This is a genomic window from Variovorax paradoxus EPS (assembly GCF_000184745.1).
GTDB classification, from domain to species: Bacteria; Pseudomonadota; Gammaproteobacteria; order Burkholderiales; family Burkholderiaceae_C; genus Variovorax; species Variovorax paradoxus_C.
Map to the genome: position 1 here is coordinate 5,807,379 of NC_014931.1, position 18,837 is coordinate 5,826,215.

At 67.0% G+C, this 18,837-nt stretch carries 18 protein-coding genes; 2 read left to right on the plus strand and 16 right to left on the minus strand.

Going from position 1 to position 18,837, the window contains the following annotated elements:
• Position 1: 1 nt before the first annotated feature.
• From VARPA_RS26665 to VARPA_RS26690, 6 genes are all read right to left on the minus strand, one after another.
• Entirely contained in the window at positions 2-1,171 is a 1,170-nt protein-coding gene (locus VARPA_RS26665) for an acyl-CoA dehydrogenase family protein (RefSeq protein ID WP_013543705.1), read from the minus strand.
• Positions 1,168-2,394, minus strand: a complete 1,227-nt coding sequence (locus VARPA_RS26670) for a CaiB/BaiF CoA transferase family protein (protein WP_013543706.1) — start codon at positions 2,392-2,394, stop codon at positions 1,168-1,170. The genes VARPA_RS26665 and VARPA_RS26670 overlap by 4 nt, the downstream gene beginning before the upstream one ends.
• A 124-nt stretch (positions 2,395-2,518) precedes the next feature.
• Complete coding sequence (locus VARPA_RS26675; protein WP_013543707.1) at positions 2,519-3,532, minus strand: Bug family tripartite tricarboxylate transporter substrate binding protein; 1,014 nt, start codon at positions 3,530-3,532, stop codon at positions 2,519-2,521.
• 27 nt (positions 3,533-3,559) lie between these two features.
• Complete coding sequence (locus tag VARPA_RS26680; RefSeq protein ID WP_013543708.1) at positions 3,560-3,961, minus strand: cupin domain-containing protein; 402 nt, start codon at positions 3,959-3,961, stop codon at positions 3,560-3,562.
• Positions 3,958-4,707 (minus strand): IclR family transcriptional regulator, encoded by a 750-nt coding sequence (locus VARPA_RS26685; RefSeq protein WP_013543709.1) that lies wholly within the window; start codon positions 4,705-4,707, stop codon positions 3,958-3,960. Before VARPA_RS26685 ends, VARPA_RS26680 begins: the two co-directional genes overlap by 4 nt.
• A gap of 90 nt (positions 4,708-4,797) precedes the next feature.
• Positions 4,798-5,718 carry a 2-hydroxyacid dehydrogenase gene (locus tag VARPA_RS26690; RefSeq protein ID WP_013543710.1) on the minus strand — a complete coding sequence of 307 codons (921 nt, stop codon included), beginning with the start codon at positions 5,716-5,718 and terminating at the stop codon, positions 4,798-4,800.
• An 89-nt stretch (positions 5,719-5,807) separates the two neighbouring features.
• Between VARPA_RS26690 and VARPA_RS26695 the strand changes: the two genes are divergently transcribed.
• Positions 5,808-6,122 carry an EthD family reductase gene (locus VARPA_RS26695; protein ID WP_013543711.1) on the plus strand — a complete coding sequence of 105 codons (315 nt, stop codon included), beginning with the start codon at positions 5,808-5,810 and terminating at the stop codon, positions 6,120-6,122.
• A gap of 18 nt (positions 6,123-6,140) precedes the next feature.
• On the opposite strand, the gene VARPA_RS26700 is transcribed toward VARPA_RS26695, so the two are convergent.
• The 7 genes from VARPA_RS26700 to VARPA_RS26730 all read right to left on the minus strand — a co-directional run bounded on the left by VARPA_RS26700 (position 6,141) and on the right by VARPA_RS26730 (position 15,332).
• Positions 6,141-7,097, minus strand: coding sequence for a DUF4349 domain-containing protein (locus tag VARPA_RS26700; RefSeq protein WP_013543712.1), 957 nt, complete (start codon positions 7,095-7,097; stop codon positions 6,141-6,143).
• Positions 7,098-7,188: 91 nt separating this feature from the next.
• Positions 7,189-9,189 carry an acetyl-CoA carboxylase biotin carboxylase subunit gene (locus VARPA_RS26705; protein WP_013543713.1) on the minus strand — a complete coding sequence of 667 codons (2,001 nt, stop codon included), beginning with the start codon at positions 9,187-9,189 and terminating at the stop codon, positions 7,189-7,191.
• A complete protein-coding gene (locus VARPA_RS26710) occupies positions 9,182-9,853 on the minus strand; it encodes a DUF4126 domain-containing protein (protein WP_013543714.1) in 672 nt (223 codons plus the stop codon). Before VARPA_RS26710 ends, VARPA_RS26705 begins: the two co-directional genes overlap by 8 nt.
• Positions 9,854-9,869: 16 nt before the next feature.
• A complete protein-coding gene (locus VARPA_RS26715; RefSeq protein WP_013543715.1) occupies positions 9,870-10,664 on the minus strand; it encodes an enoyl-CoA hydratase/isomerase family protein in 795 nt (264 codons plus the stop codon).
• Positions 10,665-10,677: 13 nt separating this feature from the next.
• A complete protein-coding gene (locus VARPA_RS26720; RefSeq protein WP_013543716.1) occupies positions 10,678-12,336 on the minus strand; it encodes a carboxyl transferase domain-containing protein in 1,659 nt (552 codons plus the stop codon).
• Positions 12,333-14,015, minus strand: a complete 1,683-nt coding sequence (locus VARPA_RS26725; protein ID WP_013543717.1) for an AMP-binding protein — start codon at positions 14,013-14,015, stop codon at positions 12,333-12,335. Before VARPA_RS26725 ends, VARPA_RS26720 begins: the two co-directional genes overlap by 4 nt.
• A 144-nt stretch (positions 14,016-14,159) precedes the next feature.
• Positions 14,160-15,332 (minus strand): isovaleryl-CoA dehydrogenase, encoded by a 1,173-nt coding sequence (locus VARPA_RS26730; RefSeq protein ID WP_013543718.1) that lies wholly within the window; start codon positions 15,330-15,332, stop codon positions 14,160-14,162.
• A 140-nt stretch (positions 15,333-15,472) separates the two neighbouring features.
• On the opposite strand from VARPA_RS26730, the gene VARPA_RS26735 reads away from it, so the two are divergent.
• On the plus strand, positions 15,473-16,507 hold the full coding sequence (locus VARPA_RS26735; protein WP_013543719.1) for an AraC family transcriptional regulator: 1,035 nt from the start codon (positions 15,473-15,475) through the stop codon (positions 16,505-16,507).
• A 36-nt stretch (positions 16,508-16,543) separates the two neighbouring features.
• On the opposite strand, the gene VARPA_RS26740 is transcribed toward VARPA_RS26735, so the two are convergent.
• The 3 genes from VARPA_RS26740 to VARPA_RS26750 form a co-directional block, all read right to left on the minus strand.
• The gene (locus VARPA_RS26740) at positions 16,544-16,999 is read right to left on the minus strand and encodes a hypothetical protein (RefSeq protein ID WP_013543720.1); all 456 of its coding nucleotides are present in this window, start codon (positions 16,997-16,999) and stop codon (positions 16,544-16,546) included.
• Positions 17,000-17,011: 12 nt separating this feature from the next.
• On the minus strand, positions 17,012-17,344 hold the full coding sequence (locus tag VARPA_RS26745) for a thioredoxin family protein (protein ID WP_013543721.1): 333 nt from the start codon (positions 17,342-17,344) through the stop codon (positions 17,012-17,014).
• A 74-nt stretch (positions 17,345-17,418) separates the two neighbouring features.
• Positions 17,419-18,111 (minus strand): HAD family hydrolase, encoded by a 693-nt coding sequence (locus tag VARPA_RS26750; protein WP_013543722.1) that lies wholly within the window; start codon positions 18,109-18,111, stop codon positions 17,419-17,421.
• Positions 18,112-18,837 lie beyond the last annotated feature (726 nt).

Genomic DNA, 18,837 nt, shown 5'->3' on the forward strand with positions numbered 1-18,837 from the left:
GTCAGTACGACTTGGGCAAGCCGAGGGCCTTCTCGGCGATGAAGTTCAGGATCATCTGCGGGCTCACCGGCGCGATGCGCGGAATGTAGCTCTCGCGCAGCAGACGCTCGACATGGTATTCCTTGGCATAGCCCATGCCACCCAGCGTGAGGACGGCGTTCTGGCAGGCGTCGTGCGCCGCCTCGGCCGCGAGGTACTTGGCGGCGTTGGCCTCGATGCCGCAGGGCTCGTTCGCGTCGTACAGCGTGGCGGCCTTGAGCATCATCAGGTCGGCCGCTTCCAGGTTGGCCCAGGCGCGCGCGAGCGGATGCGCCACGCCCTGGTTCTGCCCGATGGGCCGGCCGAACACGACGCGCTCCTGCGCGTACTGCGAGGCGATGCGCAGCGCGGCGCTGCCGATGCCGATGGCTTCGGCCGCGATCAATATGCGTTCCGGGTTGAGGCCGTGCAGGATGTATTCGAAGCCGCGCCCTTCCTCGCCGATGCGGTCTTCTTCCGGCACTTCGAGGCCGTCGATGAAGAGCATGTTCGAGTCCACTGCCGCGCGGCCCAGCTTGTGGATCTCGCGCACCTCGACTTTGCTGCGGTCCAGCGCCGTGTAGAACAGCGTGAGGCCCTGCGTGGGCTTCTTCACCTGGTCGATGGGCGTGGTGCGGGTGAGGATCAGCATGCGGTCGGCCACCTGCGCGGTCGAGATCCATATCTTGCGTCCGTGCAGCAGGTAGCTGCCGTTCGGCTGGCGCACCGCCTGCGTCTTGAGGCTGGTGGTGTCGAGCCCCGCATCGGGCTCGGTCACGGCGAAGCAGGCCTTCTCGGTGCCCGCGATCAGCGGCGGCAGGAAGCGCTGGCGCTGCGCCTCGGTGCCGAACACCACCACCGGGTTGAGGCCAAAGATGTTCATGTGCACCGACGACGCGCCCGACATGCCCGCGCCCGAGGCGCTGATGGCGCGCATCATCAGCGCCGCCTCGGTGATGCCGAGCCCCGCGCCGCCCTGCGCCTCGGGCATCGCGATGCCGAGCCAGCCGCTTTCGGCGACGGCGCGGTGGAACGCATGCGGGAACACGGCGCGTTCGTCGTGGTCGCGCCAGTAGTCGATGGGGAAGTCTTCGCAGAGGCGCTCGATGGCGGCGACGAGCGAGCGCTGGTCTTCGTTCAGGGAGAAATTCATTCGCTGTTGTCCTTCGTGGGTTCCGGCTGCAGCGTGACGCCGCGCGCGAGCATCCGTTCGATCTCCTCATCCGCGTAGCCCGCTTCGCGCAGCAACTCCACGCTCTGCTCGCCGATGCGCGGCGCGGGGCGGCGGATCGACGCGGGCGTGGCGCTGTAGCGCCCGACCGGCGCGAGCGTGCGGATGCGGCCCTCGTTCGGGTGATCGAACTCGGGAAAGAAATCGACCGCGCGCAGGTGCGGGTCGTCGAGCAGGCTTTCGGTCGTGTGCAGGCGCGCGACCGGGATGTCGGCCGCTTCCAGCACCGCCATCCATTCGTCGCTGCCGCGCGTGGCCATCACTTCGGCGACGAACGCATAGACCGCGCCGATGTTCGCCGCGCGCGCCGTGTGCGTGCCGAACATCGGCGAGGCGCGCAGTTCGGGCCGGCCGATCACGTCGAAGAAGGCCTGCCAGTGCTTGTCGTTGTAGATGAGCACGCTGAGGTGGCCGTCGGCCGTCGCGTACGGCTTGCGGTGCGGTGCGAGCAGCCGCGCATAGCCGGTGGGGCCGAGCGGCGGCTCGAAGCTGTGGCCGCCGAGATGGTCGCCCATCACGAACTGCGAGAGCGCCTCGAACATCGGCACCTCGACCGCCTGGCCCTTGCCAGTGCGCTGCGCGCTGAGCACCGCGGCGAGCAGCGCGATGGCGGCCTGCAGGCCCACGGCACGGTCGGCGAGCGTGACGGGCGCGTAGCGCGGCGCATCGCCGCTTTGCTGCGCGAAGAGCGAGGCGACGCCGGCCGCGCCCTGGATCAGGTCGTCGTACGCGGGCTTGCCGGCGTACGGGCCCTCTTCGCCGTAGCCGAACGCGCCGAGATAGACGATCTTCGGGTTGACCGCCGCCACGGCTTCGTAGCCGAGCCCCAACCGCGCCATCGCCTGCGGACGCGTGTTGTAGATGAGCGCATCGCAACCCGCCGCAAGCCGCAGGCACGCCTCGCGGCCTTCGGGCTGCTTCAGGTCGAGCACGATCGAGCGCTTGTTGCGGTTCAGGTGCATCGCCATCGCACCCATGCCGGCGTGGCGCATCGGACCGACAGCGCGCAGGTTGTCGCCCGACGGCGGCTCGACCTTGATGATGTCGGCGCCGAGATCGCCGAGCGTCTGCGTGGCGTAGGGGCCCATCACCACGGCCGTGAGGTCGAGGATGCGGATGCCGTGAAGTGGTCCCGTGGTGTTCATGTCTTTGCTCCTTCCCCTTCCGGGGGAAGGTTGGGATGGGGGCAGGCAGAGCGCCCGATGGATACGCCGCGTGCCCCCACCCCGGCCCTCCCCCGAAAGGGGAGGGAGAAAGTCAGCTCAGCGCTCATTCGGGTTGAATGCCGGCAGCCTGGATCAGCTTCTTCCACTTGGCCAGTTCGGACACGGTGAACGCACCCAGCTCCTCCGGCGTGCTGCCGAACGCATCGAAGCCCAGCTTGCTCACGCGCTCGCGAAACACCGCGCCGTTCGCCATCTCCGACAACGCCTTGTTGAGCTTCAGCACGATGTCGCGCGGCGTGCCGGCCGGTGCGAACACGCCGTTCCACGAGGTGATGTCGAAGCCCTTGAGCTCGGGCGTGTCGGCCAGCGGCGGCAGTTCGGGAAAGAGCTTGGTGCGCTCCTGCGTGGTGACCGCGATCGCGCGCATCTTGCCGGCCTTCACCGTCGCAAGCCCCGCGGCGAGGTCGACCACCATCATCGACACCTGTCCGCCGATCAGGTCGGCAATCGCCGGCGGCGTGCTCTTGTAGGGCACGTGCAGCATCGGCACACCGCTCATGCGCGAGAGCGTGGCGCCGCTCACGATGCCGGTGCTGTTGCCGCTCGCATAGGTCAGCTTGCCCGGATGCGCGCGGCCCCAGGCCAGGAGCTCGGCCACGCTCTTGACCGGCAGGTCGTTGTTGACCACCAGCATGAACGGCAGGTTGCCCATGCGGCTGACCGGTGCGAAGTCCTTCACCGGGTCGTAGGGCAGGTGCTTCATCAGGCTCGGGTTGGCCGAGTGCGTGGTGTTGGTGGTCATGAAGAGCGTGTAGCCGTCGGGCGGCGCCTTGGCCACGAGCTCGGCCGCGATCACGCCGTTGGCGCCGGCGCGGTTGTCCACGATCACCGATCCCTTGAGCGCCTCGCCGAGCATCTGCGCGGTGATGCGCGCCACCGCGTCGGTGCCGCTGCCGGCCGCGAAAGGCACGACGAGCTTGATCGGCTGCTTCGGGTAGCCGCCGTCCTGCGCGAAGGCCCAGGGCGCGGCGCCTGCGAGGCCCGCCGCGGCGCCAAGGGAAATGAAACGGCGGCGGCTTTCCACCGCGACTGTTTCTGTCGCGTTCTTCGTCTGCATGGTTTTTTGTCTCCGGGTGGTTGTCGTTCAGGGCCGGATCACGCGCTCCGGCAGTTCCTCGTACGGCGGGCTGTAGATCACCAGCACGCGCACCGGCTCGTCGCTCACTACCGTGAAGGTGTGCATCACATCGGCCGGAAAAAAGCAGCTGTCGCCGGGGTGCAGCTCCTGCCGTTGGCCGCCCACCTCGGCGACCGCGCGGCCTTCGAGCATGTAGCAGACCTGCTCGATGCCCGGGTGCGCATGCGGCAGCGCGCCCTTGCCCTTCTGGATGTGACCGACCAGCACCTCGAGCTGCTTTGCGCCCACGGTCTCGGGGCCGATCAGCCGCTTGTTCAGCGTGCCGGTGTGATTGGCGGGGTGGTAGCCGGTGATCTCGTTCTCGCGGATGAAGTAGCGTGCAGCGGGAGCGGTAGCGGTGGCAGTCATCGGGGGCTTTCTGTCTTGGGTTCGATCGCGAGGCAGGCCGAGCGCAGCATCGCGGCGATCTCCTCGATGCGCGGCTCCACGCGGTAGCGCGGGCCGGCGACCGAGATGGCGTACGCCTCGCCGCCGATGCGCAGCGGCCAGGCCAGGCCGATCAGGTCGGGAATGCTTTCGCCGAGGTTGCCGTACCAGCCGCGCGCGGCGGAGCGCTGCAGTTCGTCCTCGATGGCGTCGGCGGTGGTGAGCGTGGCGTCGGTGAGCGGCAGCAGCGCCGTGCCTTCGAGCAGCTTGCGGCGCGCCTCGGGCGCGAGCGTGGAGAGCAGCGCGCGGCCGAGCGAGTTGGCATACGCCGGGCGCGTCTCGCCCGACTCGGCCGTGTAGCGGATGCGCTGTGGCGCACTCAGCACGTCGAGGTAGACGACGTGCCCCGCATCCCGGAACTTGCCGAACACCACGGTCTCGCGCGCGGCGTCGCGCAGTTCTTCGAGCGTGGCCTTCACGCGGTCGAGCACCGGATCGTGCGCGGCGATGACCTGCGCCATCGCGAGCAGCCGGCCCGTCGGGTAGTAGCCCTGGCGGCGGCCGGTCTCGTACATGTAGCCCTGCTCTTCGAGCGTGCGGATGAGGCCGAGGCAACTGGACACGGGCATGTCGAGCAGCCGCGCCATCTCGGACAGCGCCAGCGGCTGCTTCTCCCGGGCAAAGAGTTCGACGATCTCGATCACGCGAAACGCTGTTTTCACAACCATGAAGAAATTTTCTCGTATGTGAAAAACAAACGTGTCAGGGTTTCCCCTTTGTTGGCCTCCTTTCAGCCAGATCGTCGGTAGCGCATCGCGTCAGTAACCGCGGACGGGATCGACGATGCCGTTGATCGGCAGCCCCTCTTCCATCGCGCGGATCTTCCCGGCGATCTGCGTGATGGACTCCTCGCGCAGCGTGCGCGCCGAGCCGTGCGGGGTCACGGTGATCTTGGGGTGGCGCCAGAAGGCATGGTCGGCCGGCAGCGGCTCGACCTGGAACACGTCGAGCGTCGCGCCTGCGAGCTCGCCGGCATCGAGCATCGGGATCAGGTCGTCTTCGACCAGATGCCCGCCGCGCGCGATGCTGATGAGATAGCCCTCGGGCTTCAGCTTGCCGAGCGTCTTGCGGTTGAGGATGCCGCGCGTCGCATCGGTCAGCGGCAGCAGGTTGATCAGCACGCGCGTGGACGCGAGAAACTCGTCGAACTGCGCTTCGCCGCTGAACACCTGCACGCCATCGATGGCCTTCGGCGAGCGGCTCCAGCCCAGCACCGGGAACTCGAACTGCGCGACGGCCTTGGCCACGCGCTCGCCCAGCACGCCGAGCCCCATGATCCCGACCGGAAAATCGCGCCGCAGCTTCGGCTTGCGATAGCTCCACTTGCCCTGGCGCGCATCCGCTTCGTAGATGTCGAACTCGCGGAAGTGGCGAATGAGCGTGTGGCACACGTATTCGGCCATCTGCACCGACATGCCCGCATCGTCGAGCCGCACGATGCGCGTGTGCGCCGGCACCTTGAGCTTGAGCAGCGCATCGACGCCCGCGCCGATGTTGAAGATGCCGCGCAGCTCGGGCTGCTGGTCGATGAACTCCTGCGGTGGCGCCCACACCACAGCGTGGTCGGCTTGAGGCGCGCCGGGCTTCCATGCTTCGATGACGGCATCGGGGAGTTCGGCCTTGAGGCCTTCGATCCAGGGGTCTGGGCGGTTGTCGGTGAGGTAGACGGTGATTCGCATGGGGCGAATCTTAGTGAGGGCGCTGACGCGATGCCCATGGATGGCTATGCTCGAACGCCACCCACACCTCAGCTCACCCGGAGACACCCATGATCAAAGTCAGCGTGATGTACCCCTACACGGCCGACGCCCGCTTCGACCACGCCTACTACCGCGACAAGCACATGCCGCTGCTGAAGGCGCGCATGGGCGACGCCTGCCTTTCGTACACCATCGACAAGGGACTGGGCGGCGGCGCACCTGGATCACCGCCGGCCTACATCGGCATGTGCCACGTGTTCTGCGAATCGGTCGAAGCCTTCCAGAAGGCGTTCGGGCCGCATGCGAAGGAGATCAACGGCGATATCAAGAACTACACCGACATCGCGCCGGTGATGCAGATCAGTGAAGTGGTGGTGGGCTGATCGCCCACCTCCCTTCGCTCACGCCGCTTTCGCGCGCCTGCGGCGCCACAACACCCGCACCAGCCACGCGAGCGGCAGCCCCACCAGCAACAGCCACGGCAGCACAGCCGCCAGGAAGGTGATGAGCACGCCCACGCTTTCCGCCAGCACGGAGCCGGCTTCGCGCAGCGCCCGCACCATCGGGTTGTAGCTGCGCCCGCCCTGCACCAGCGTGCGGCTCGGCGTGAACTGGATCTGGATGTGCTGCTTGCTCGTCTGCTGCTCCAGCACCTTGCGCTGGGTGGCGATGGCGTCGAGCTCGGCCTGCGTGTCCGACAGCGTGCGCTGGATCGCCAGCAGGTCGGCCATGGTGCGCTTGGTGACCGTGTCGCGCAGCATCAACCGCAGGCTGTCGCGGAACTCGATTCGGTTCTTGATGCGCGCCTCGACGTCGATCACCTCGGCCGTCTTGTCCTCGCTCGTGGTGTTCTGCGACACCACCTTGGCGACGCCCGCGAGGCCGCTGAGCAGCTTGTCGACGTCGGCCGGGGCCACGCGCATCTCAAGCATGGCGTTGCCGGGCTGCTGCGGCGTTTCGCGCAACAGGGAGGACGACAGCAGCTCGCACTGCAGCGTGCCGCAGAGGTCGCGCACCTTGCCCCAGGCGTCGGCGAGTTGCTCGGGCGGCACTTCGACGTTCAGGTCCTGGCGCACCGCGAGAAAGCGCTGCAGCGGCACCTCTTGCCCTTGGCTTGCATCGGCGGCGGCAGAGGCTTGCTCGACCTGGGGAGCGGCACGCGACCGCTCCTTCATCGCCATGCCGCCGGCAAAGCCAGTGGGGGCCGACATGGGCGCTGGCGGCGGCGCCGCGTCGAGCGAGGCGACCTCGTTGCGCTGGCAACCGGCGAGTGCAAGCGCGGCGGCCAGCGCGAGGGCGGCAAAGCCTGCGTTGCGGCGAGCGAGATGGGTCGAAGCGGAGAGCTTGCGATGCGTCATGAAAATCCCTTGAAGTGATGACTACCGCAGCTGATACGGACGAGCCTCCGCAACGGGGTTAAAGAATTTCGCGCAACGCCCGCGAAGCTGGTCAGGCCGCGGTGGCCATTCGCAGCAGCTCTTCACCCTCGGCCACCTGCTCGCCGGGCGAGAACATCAGTTCTTCCACCGTACCGTCGGCCGGCGCCGCGATGGTGTGCTCCATCTTCATAGCTTCCATCACGGCCAGCGGCTGGCCGCGGCTGACCTTGTCGCCCGCCTTCACGGCGAAAGACACGACCTTGCCGGGCATCGGCGCGGTGAGCCGGCCGCCTTCAGCCTGCGTGTCGCCCGCGTGGGCGAGGCGGTCGATGGCGGTGATCTTCGTGGCGCCCTTTGCGGCGAACACATGAGCCGTGGCGCCGTCCAGGTGCACGTCGAGCGTCTGGCGCGAGCCGCCGAACTCGACCTCGAACTCGCCCGTCGGGAACTGGCCGATGACCAGCGGCCCGGCCGTGCCGCCGGCTTCGAGCCAGAGGCCGCCGTCGCGCTTGTAGGTCAGCACGGCCGTCTGCTCCGCACCGCGGAACTCGAAGTCGAAGTGGCGCCGGTATTCCCCCAATGCGCGCCAGCCGTCGCGGCGCGCAAAGGGATCGGGCATTTTTGCGGGCCACTCGGTGATCAGCGTGCGCGTGATCGCGGCGGCGGCGGCCATCGGCAGGCCCAGTGCCTCGCGGTCGAACAGAACGGCGCGCTCGCGCTCGATCAGCGCGGTGTCGAGGTTGGCTTTCGAGAACGATTCGGTCGCGAGGATGCCGCGCAGGAACTGCACGTTCGTCGCCACGCCCACGATCTGCACCTGTGCGAGCGCTGCGTCGAGCCGGGCCAGCGCCTCGGCGCGCGTGCTGCCGTGCACGATCAGCTTGGCGATCATCGAGTCGTAGAAGGGCGAAATCTCACCGCCCTCGCGCACGCCGTCGTCGATGCGCACGCGGCTGCGCTGGAAGGCAGTCGCCTGGGGCTTTCGGTACACGCGCAGCGTGCCGGTGGCGGGCAGGAAGTTGTTGTCGGGGTTCTCGGCGCAGATGCGCGCTTCGATCGCGTGACCGTGGATCTGCAGGTCCGCCTGCTTGGCGGGCAGCACCTCGCCGGAGGCCACGCGCAGTTGCCATTCGACGAGGTCGAGGCCGGTGATCGCTTCGGTCACGGGATGCTCCACCTGCAGGCGCGTGTTCATCTCCATGAAGAAGAAGTTCATCTCGCCGCCTTCACGCTGCTCGACGATGAATTCGACGGTGCCCGCGCCGACGTAGTTCACGGCACGCGCAGCCGCCACGGCCGAATCGCCCATTTGCTTGCGCATCGCCTCGGTCATGCCGGGCGCGGGCGCCTCTTCGAGCACCTTCTGGTGGCGACGCTGCACCGAGCAGTCGCGCTCGAACAGGTAGACGTAGTTGCCGTGCGTGTCGCCGAACACTTGGATCTCGATATGGCGCGGGCGCTGCACGTACTTCTCGATCAGCACCGCGTCGTCGCCGAAGCTGTTGATGGCTTCGCGCTTGCACGAGGCGAGCGCCGCTTCGAAATCCGCGGCCTTGTCCACCGCGCGCATGCCCTTGCCGCCGCCGCCCGCGCTCGCCTTGATGAGCACCGGGTAGCCGATGCGGTCGGCTTCGCGCTGCAGCAGCGCCGGGTCCTGGTCGTGGCCGTGGTAACCGGGCACCAGCGGCACGCCGGCCTTTTCCATCAGCTGCTTCGACTCGGCCTTCAGGCCCATCGCCTTGATCGCCGAGGGCGGCGGGCCGATGAAGACCAGCCCCGCGTCGGCGCAGGCTTGTGCGAACTCTTCGTTCTCGCTCAGGAAGCCGTAGCCGGGATGCACTGCTTCGGCGCCCGTGGCCTTGGCGGCCTCGAGGATTCGCTCCCAGCGCAGGTAGCTTTCCTTGGGGGCGCTGCCCCCGATGTGCACCGACTCGTCGCAGGCGCGCACGTGGTTGGCATGCGCGTCGGCATCGGAATACACGGCGACCGTGCGGATGGCCATGCGACGGGCAGTAGCCGCCACCCGGCAAGCGATTTCACCGCGATTCGCGATCAGGATTTTCTTAAACATTCGGAGTGTCTCCCGGAGGATTCTTTTTCAGTTGAAACGCAGGCACGACGCCCGGATCGGGTCGGCCGCTGAAGATGCGGGCCACGCGGCTGAACAGCGCGCGCAGAAAACGCCAGCTCTTGCGGATGAGCCACACGCTGAGCACCAGCACGAGGACGAACAGCACGAGAAAGACGAGCGGATGCGCGACAGCGAGCCACAGCCCGGCCGGCACCATCGTGTCTTCGACCAGCGAAGCGCCCACGTTGGAAAACGGCTCGGGCGAAGTGTTGATGGCCGCGCGCGTGGTGGCCTTGGCCGCATGCGCCGTGGCCGCGAAGCCGCCGCCGACCAGCGCGGCGACGATGGCCATCACGCCATGGTCCGCGCCGAACACGCTGGCCGCGAGCGCGGCGCCCGCGGGAATGCGGATCGCGGTGTGCACCACGTCCCAGAGCGAATCGAGGCCGGGGATCTTGTCGGCGAAGAACTCGATGAACACCATGAATCCGCTGGCCGCGATCACCACCGGATGCGCCAGCAACTGAAGCCCGCTCGGCAGCGGCACCCAGCCGAAGTAGCCGACGATGCCCGTCAAAAGCACGACCAGATAGAGGCGCACGCCGCTGGCCCAGCCGATGGCTGCGGCGAGCGCGAGCAACTGGGGCATGTCGAGTGCGTTCATGGCGCGTCCTTGTCGGTCAGCCCGCGAGCCAGGAAGGCTTGCGCTTCTGCAGGAAGGCCTGCACGCCCTCGCGGCCTTCTTCGCTCGCGCGGATATCGGCGATGCCCTCGACCGTCTTGGCGATGAGCGCGTCGTCGATCTCGCGGCCGTCCACATCGGCGATCAACTGCTTGCAGGCGCGCACAGCGGCTGGGCTCGCGCCGGTCAGCGCCTTCAGCAGTTCATCGACCTTGGCGTCCAGCGCGTCGGCGGCCACCACTTCATGCACGAAGCCGATGCGGTGCGCCTCGGCGGCGGTGAAGCGCTCGGCCGTGAGGAAGTAGCGCTGCGAGGCGCGCGTGCCCATCGCACGCAGCACATACGGGCTGATGGTCGCGGGCACGAGGCCGATCTTGACTTCGCTGAGGCAATACCAGGCGGTGTCCACGCTCACGGCCATGTCGCATGCCGCGACGAGGCCCATGCCGCCCGCATACACATCGCCCTGCACGCGCGCGATGGTGGGCTTGGGGCACTCGGCGATGGTGCGCAGCATGTCGGCCAGCTTGCCCGCGTCGGCGATGTTCTCGCCCCGCGTGTAGTCGGCCATGCGGCGCATCCAGTTGAGGTTGGCGCCTGCGCAGAAGGCCGGGCCGTTCGCGCCGAGCACGATGGCTTTCACCTGCGGTGCGGCGCCGGCTTCGGTGAAGGCCTGCGTCAACTCGGCGATCACGACATCGTCGAACGCGTTGCGCGCGTCGGGCTGGTCGAGCCAGATGCGGGCGATGTGGCCATCGATCGTGAGATCGAGTTTGGTGAAGGTGCTGCTCATGCCGTGCGCCTCCTCACATGCGGAAGATGCCGAACTTCGGCTCGGGGATCGGCGCATTGCGCGAGGCGGCCAGGCCCAATGCCAGCACACGGCGCGTGTCTGCCGGATCGATGATTCCGTCGTCCCACAAGCGCGCCGTCGCGTAGTACGGATGGCCCTGGTCTTCGTACTGCTGGCGGATCGGCGCCTTGAAGGCTTCTTCCTCGTCCTTGCTCCAGCTTCCGCCCTTCAATTCGATACCGTCGCGTTTCACCGTGGCGAGCACGCTCGCGGCCTGCTCGCCGCCCATCACGCTGATGCGCGCGTTGGGCCACATCCAGAGAAAGCGCGGGCTGTACGCGCGGCCGCACATGCCGTAGTTGCCGGCGCCGAAGCTGCCGCCGATGATGATGGTGAACTTGGGCACGTTGGCGGTGGCCACGGCCGTCACCATCTTGGCGCCGTGGCGCGCGATGCCTTCGTTCTCGTACTTGCGGCCGACCATGAAGCCGGTGATGTTCTGCAGGAACACCAGCGGGATCTTGCGGTGGCAGCACAGCTCGATGAAGTGCGCGCCCTTCTGCGCCGACTCGCTGAACAGGATGCCGTTGTTGGCGATGATGCCGACCGGCATGCCTTCGATCTCCGCGAAGCCGCAGACCAGCGTGGCGCCGAAGCGCGCCTTGAATTCGTGGAACTCGCTGCCGTCCACGATGCGCGCAATGATCTCGCGCACGTCGAAGGGCTTGCGCGTGTCGGTGGGGATCACGCCGTAGAGCTCTTCGCGCGGGAACTGGGGAGGCACCACCCCGCCCGTTCGGGCTGGGCTTGTCGAAGCCTCGCGCGACACTTCGACAGGCTCAGTGCGAACGGTCCTGTTGAGATTCGCCACCGCCGAACGCGCGAGTGCCAGCGCATGCAGGTCGTTCTGCGCGAGGTGATCGACCACGCCCGACAGTCGCGTGTGCACGTCGCCGCCACCGAGATCTTCGGCCGTGACAACCTCACCGGTCGCAGCCTTCACGAGCGGCGGACCGCCCAGGAAAATCGTGCCCTGGTTCTTCACGATGATCGATTCATCGCTCATCGCCGGCACATACGCACCGCCCGCCGTGCACGAGCCCATGACCACCGCGATCTGCGGAATGCCCTGGGCGCTCATGTTGGCCTGGTTGTAGAAGATGCGGCCGAAGTGATCGCGGTCGGGGAACACCTCGTCCTGGTTCGGCAGGTTGGCGCCGCCCGAGTCGACCAGGTAGATGCAGGGCAGGCGGTTCTGCTCGGCGATCTCCTGTGCGCGCAGGTGCTTCTTCACCGTCATCGGGTAGTAGGTGCCGCCCTTCACCGTCGCGTCGTTGCAGACGATCATGCAATCGACGCCGTTCACGCGGCCGATGCCCGCGATGATGCCGGCGCCGGGTGCGGATTCCGCGCCCTTGGCATCGAGGTACATCGCATGCGCGGCGAGTGGCGCGATTTCGAGGAACGGCGTGCCGGGGTCGAGCAACTCTGCCACGCGATCGCGCGGCAGCAGCTTGCCGCGCGCCGTGTGCTTGGCGCGCGCGGCGTCACCGCCGCCCTGCTCCACTTTGGCGAACTGCGCGTGCAGGTCGTCGACCAGCGCACGCATCGCTGCGGCATTCGCCTGGAAGTCAGCCGAACGTGCGTTGAGTTTGGTTTCGAGTTTGCTCATGCTGTCTTTTCTTGCGTGAGACCGAGCTGCTCGGTCATGGCATCGCGGATCTTGAATTTCTGGATCTTGCCGGTCACCGTCATCGGGAACTCGGTGACGAACTGGATGTACTTCGGCACCTTGTAGTGCGCGATCTGGCCCTTGCAGAAGTCGCGGATCTCGGTGTCGGTCGCGGTCTGGCCGGGCTTGACGATGATCCAGGCGCACAGCTCTTCGCCGTACTTCCTGTCGGGCAGGCCGACCACCTGCACGTCCTGCACCTTCGGGTGGCGATAGAGGAATTCCTCGATTTCGCGCGGATAGATGTTCTCGCCACCGCGGATCACCAGGTCCTTGATGCGGCCGACGATGTTCACGTAGCCCTCGGCGTCCATCGTGGCGAGGTCGCCGGTGTGCATCCAGTGCTCGGCGTCGATGGCTTCGCGCGTCTTCGGTTCGTCTTCCCAATAGCCATGCATCACCGAGTAGCCGCGCGTGCAGAGCTCGCCCGACTTGCCCACGGGCATGACGGCGCCGGTTTCCGGATCGATGATCTTCACTTCGAGGTGCGGCTGCACCGTGCCGACGGTGGACACACGCTTGTCCAGCGGCGTGTCGGTGCTGCTCTGGCAGCTCACCGGGCTGGTCTCGGTCATGCCGTAGGCGATGGTGATTTCGCCCAGGTGCATCTCGCTCACCACGCGCTTCATCACCTCGATGGGACACGGCGAGCCGGCCATGATGCCGGTGCGCAGCGTGGAGAGATCGAACTCCTTGAAGCGCGGGTGGTCGAGCTCGGCAATGAACATCGTGGGCACGCCATGCAGGCCGGTGCACTTCTCGGCCTGCACGGTCTCCAGCACGGTGAGCGGATCGAAGCCGTCGTTCGGATACACGATCGCCGAGCCGTGCGTGAGGCAGGCGAGGTTGCCGAGCACCATGCCGAAGCAGTGGTACAGCGGCACCGGGATGCAGAGCTTGTCGATGGACGAGAGCTTCATGCACTCGCCGATGAAGAAGCCGTTGTTCAGGATGTTGCGGTGCGTGAGCGTCGCGCCCTTGGGAAAGCCCGTGGTGCCGCTGGTGAACTGGATGTTGATGGGATCGGTGGCCTTCAGCGTCTTCTGGACGGCCGCTACGCGTGGGTCGGATGCATCACCGCTCGCGAGCAGTTGGCTGAAGCGCTGCATGCCCGGCTCTTCCACATCGGCGGCGGCCTTGCCGTCGATCCAGAAGGTGTGCTGCAGCTGCGGCAGGCGTTTCGGGCCCAGCTCGCGCAGCATGCCGAGGTAGTCGCTGGTCTTGAACTGCGCCATCGTCACCAGCACCTTGCAGCCGACCTTGTTGAGCGCGTACTCGAGCTCCGAGGTGCGATACGCCGGGTTGATGTTGACGAGGACGAGGCCGACCTTGGCGGTGGCGATCTGCATCAGCACCCAGGGCGCGTTGTTGTGCGACCAGATGCCGACGCGGTCGCCGGGCACGAGGCCCAGGTTCAGCAACGCACTCGCGAGCTTGTTCGATTCGGTCTTCAGCTCGCGGTAAGTGAAGCGCTTGCCTTCGTGGCGGCTGATGAGGGCTTCCCGATCGGGTTGCTTCTCGACCATGTCGTCGAAGAAGTCGCCGATGGTTTGCTCGATCAGCGGGACATCGGTGGCGCCCTTGCCGTAGCTCTCGGTCAACGCAGCAGTCATGCTCATGTTCCTTGTCTCCTTGTCTTGCTCCTTCCCCCTCTGGGGGAAGGTTGGGATGGGGGCAAGCGGCGCATGTTCGTCGCAGTGCTTCATCGAACGCCGCTTGCCCCTACCCCTGCCCTCCCCCAGGGGGGGAGGGAGAAAAACAGCTTAGGCCGTTTCCGCGAACAGCTCGCGACCGATCAGCATTCGGCGAATCTCGCTCGTGCCCGCGCCGATCTCATACAGCTTGGCATCGCGCCACAGCCGCTCGACCGGAAAGTCCTTGGTGTACCCCACGCCGCCCAGCGCCTGGATCGCCTCGCCGGCCATCCACGTCGCCTTCTCGGCCGAATAGAGAATCGCGCCTGCTGCGTCCTTGCGGAAGGTGCGCGCATGGTCGTTGCGGTCGCAGGCCTTGCCCACGGCATACACGTAGGCGCGCGTGGCCTGCCATGTCGAGTACATGTCCGCGAGCTTGCCCTGCATCAGCTGGAACTCGCCGATGCTCTGACCGAATTGCTTTCGCTCGTGGATGAAGGGCAGCACCGCGTCCATGCACGCGGCCATGATGCCGAGCGGGCCGCCCGAGAGCACGGCGCGTTCGTAGTCGAGGCCGCTCATCAGCACCTTCGCGCCGAGGCCTTCGCCGCCGAGCACGTTCTCTTCGGGCACTTCGCAGTTGTCGAAGAACAGCGGGTACGTGTTGGAGCCGCGCATGCCGAGCTTGTCGAGCTTGGTGCCGGCCGAGAAGCCCTTGTAGTTCTTCTCGACGATGAAGGCTGTCATGCCGCGCGCGCCCATCTCGGGTTCGGTCTTGGCGTAGATGACCAACGTGTCGGCGTCACCGCCGTTGGTGATCCACATCTTGCCGCCGTTGAGCACGTAGTAGCCGTTCTTCTTCTCGGCCTTGAGCTTCATCCTCACCACGTCGGAGCCGGCGTTGGGCTCGCTCATGGCCAGCGCGCCGACATGCTCGCCGCTCACCAGCTTGGGCAGGTATTTCTTCTTCTGCGCATCGCTGCCGTTGCGATGGATCTGGTTCACGCACAGGTTGGAGTGCGCGCCGTACGACAGGCCCACCGAGGCCGAGGCGCGCGAGACTTCTTCCATGGCCACGATGTGCGCCAGGTAGCCCAGCTCGGTGCCGCCGAACTCTTCCTTCACCGTCATGCCGTGCAGGCCGAGCTCGCCCAGCTTCTGCCAGAGGTCGTGCGGGAACAGGTTGTCGCGGTCGATGTCGGCGGCGCGGGGGGCGATTTCGTTCGCGGCAAAGTCCTGGATGGCGCTGCGCAGCGAGTCGATGTCCTCGCCCAGGTCGAAGTTCAGGCCGGGATCGTGCATGTGTCTTGTCTCCTCTGAGGGGTCGGCGCGCAGGGCTGCCCACGCGGAATGGCGCTTGGAAGAAACGCAGCTTACGCCTCGTCGCGCCGCAATTGGCGCCACAATGGTTGCAAATTGCGCCACGCCTTCACCGCCCGACCATGACCTCGCCCGCCTTCCTGAAGCCCGCCCGCGCCGTCACCCCCATGGCCTTCGTGAGAGCCATCGCGAAGGGCTATGAGCGCTACGGCATGGACCCCGCCGAGGCCCTGAAGTCGGCACAGATCACGCCGCGCGAATTGGCACGGCCGGGCGCGCGGGTGACGGCGGCGCAGTTCGAGGCGCTCTCGGAACACGCCATGCAGGAGCTGGACGACGAAGCCCTCGGCTGGTTCTCGCGGCGCCTGCCCTGGGGCAGCTACGGCATGCTGTGCCGCGCCTCGCTGACCTCGCCCGACCTGGGCGTGGCCATCAAGCGCTGGTGCCGCCACCACCGCCTGCTGACGGAAGACATCGGCCTCGCGCTCGAAGTGGCCGGCGGCGTGGCCACGCTGCGCATCACCGAGAACCGCCCGCTGGACGAGGCCTTCCGCGAGTTCTGCCTGGTTACCAGCCTGCGCTTCATGCACGGCTACATGTGCTGGGCCATCGATTCGCGCATCTCGCTGCGGAACGCCACCTTCCCGTTCACCGCGCCGCCGCACCGCGACGCCTACGCGCCGATGTTCACGCCCGAAGTGCGCTTCGACGCACCGCAGGCCACCATCAGCTTCGACGAGCGCTACCTCGCCCTGCCGCTGCAGCGCGACGAGCGCGCGCTGCGCACCATGCTCAAGCGCGCGCTGCCGCTCACGATCCTGCAATACCGCCGCGATCGCCTGCTGGGCCAGCGCGTGCGCGAGTTGTTGCGCTCGCGCGCGGCGGAGGCCAGCACTGCCGAGGCGCTGGCGGGGCTGTTGAACGTGTCAGGGCGGACGCTGCACCGGCAGCTGCACGAGGAAGGCACTTCGCTGCAGACGCTGAAGAACGAAGTGCGCCACGAGCTGGCCGTGGAGCAGTTGCGCCGCACCAATCGCCCGATCAAGCAGGTGGCGCTGGCGGTGGGCTTTCGCAACGAGAAGAGCTTTTCGCGCGCGTTCCTGCAGTGGACGGGGTATGCGCCAAGGGATTTCCGGCAGCAGGGACCTTCTTCGTGAACTGACGGGGTCCGTGCTGCTCGTGGCGAGCCGTCGTCAGGCAGATGCCGCGGCAGCCATCGCCTGGAACTGCGCGGCCTGCCATGCGTACTCCTCCTCGAACGCGTCGGGGTCCTTGAGCGCATAGGCGCCATAGGCATAGACCGTGGCATACGCCGCGTAGTCGGCGGCTTCGAGCGCCTGTCCGGCCAGCGCCTTGGAAACCGCGTAAGTGGCGGACACCGCCGCATGCGCCGCGCCATCAATGGAGCCCGACCCCGGATGGCTGCCGGCCGTGGCGGCTGCGCGCTGCCGCGCCGACGCCAGTGCGGCCGCATCGCATCGGCCTTCGAGAAAGGCACCGAGGGTGTCCAGGCAATCGATGGCCTCCGGGGATTCGAGCAAGTGCCGCACGCGCTGCACACACGCAAAGCCAAAGCGCAGCCGCAGCAGCGAATGGGCTTCGGCCTCGAGATCGGCGGCCTTGGCGAGACGCCGGAGTTCGGCGTTCATTTCCTTCTCTCTTCAGGCGGAGGGTGCCGCGGCGATCTTCGCCAGCGCGTCGGCGATCGACTGGCTGTCTTCCGGCCGCACCAGCTTCGCGACTTCCTTGCCGTCACGCATGAACACCAGCGTCGGCCAGAGCCTCACGTTGAACGAGCGGCCGAGCGGCCGGCCACTGCCGTCCTCGACCTTGATGCGCGGGATGTCGGGGTACTTGGCGAAAGCTTCGGCGATGTTCGGTTGCGCGGCCTTGCAGATGCCGCACCAGTTGGTGCCGAACTCGACCACGGCGGGGCCGGTGCGTGCGTCGATCTCGGCGCGGTCGGGCTGTTCTGTCTTGTATTCGGAGGTCATGGGCTGGGTTCCTTCGTTCCTGCGAATGGAGGGAAAACGGGAGAGGAAACGGTGCCGACCATTCCACCAGAAAATCAGGCCGCCTGCAGGCCAAAGCCCGATAGCAGCGCCGGCAATTCGGCCATGTCGCTGAACACCCGCACCGCGCCCACGCTCAGCAGCGGACCGGGGCCACTGTGGCCCGATTCGCCCGTGCTGTAGCCGAACACCGTCGCGCCCGCGGCCACGCCGGCCATCGCGCCTGTGACCGTGTCCTCGACGACGGCGCAGCGCTTCGGATCGACGCCCAGCGCTTCGGCAGCGGCGAGGTACACGTCCGGATGCGGCTTGGAGCGCGGCATTTCGTGCCCGCTGAAGATGCGCCCTTCGAAGCAGTCGAGCAGGCCCACCTTCGCCAACTGCAGCTCGACCTTGTGACGGTCCGCACCCGAGGCGCAGGCGATGCGGCCCTTGAGCATCGCGTGGATCTGGCGGATGGCCGCGGGGGCGTTGGGGATTGCGGTGAGGTCGCGTTCGAGGGCCTCGTTGCGGCGGGCCCTGAAAAGCTTGAGCCACTCGTCGGTGATCTTCACGCCGGTCCTGGCTTCGATGAGCGGCGCCTCGTCCTTCACGGCCTTGCCGGTGAAGGTGTTCATCGACTCTTCGGTGGTGAGATGCCAACCGAGTTCGCCGAGCATTTCGGCGAGCACGCGGTTGGTGATGGGTTCGGAGTCGACTAGGACGCCGTCGCAGTCGAAGAGGACTGCGGCGAAGGGGAATGGGGTCATTGGGGTTTTGTCTGGTGGCTTGGGACGATGGTAGCAATTGGGGTTTTTTTATTTTCCGAGGCCGGGTCTCGCCCCGGCGGGCGACCTACTTTTCTTTGCTTCGCCAAAGAAAGGTAGGCAAAAGAAAGGCGACCCTGCTGTCTGCGTCCCTGCGCTTCGCTTCGGGCAACCTGCGGTGCTCACGTTCCGCGGGGTCTCGCCCAAACTCGCTGCGCTCAAACAAGGGCGAGCCCTGATCCGCGAAACGCTCCGCTCCTCGGCGCATACAGAAGGGCTTGGGGACCGACACGCCATCGCTGCGCTCGGCTTGAATTGCTCCCTCTCCCCTTGGGGAGAGGGTTGGGGTGAGGGCCGGCGGCACAAAACCACCGCCTCGCCCGCATGAAGGCCGCTGCCCTCACCCCCGCCCTCTCCCCAAGGGGAGAGGGAGCAAGTCCAGCAGCCCTAAAAAAAGGCGACGCGGCCGAAACGACGCCGAGCGAAGCAAAGGCCCGAGAACTGGCCGAGCGCAGCGATGGCCCGTCCGGTACCCCACCCCTTCTGGCTGCGCCGAGGAGCGCAGCGTTTCGCGGATCAGGGCTCGCAGCTGTTTGAGCGAAGCGAGTTCTGCGAGACCCCGCGAACCGCGAGCACCGCAGGTTGCCCCGCAGCGAAGCGAAGGGGTCGCAGACAGTGGGGTCGCCTTTTCTTTGCTTACGTTCTTTTGGCGAAGCAAAAGAAAGTAAG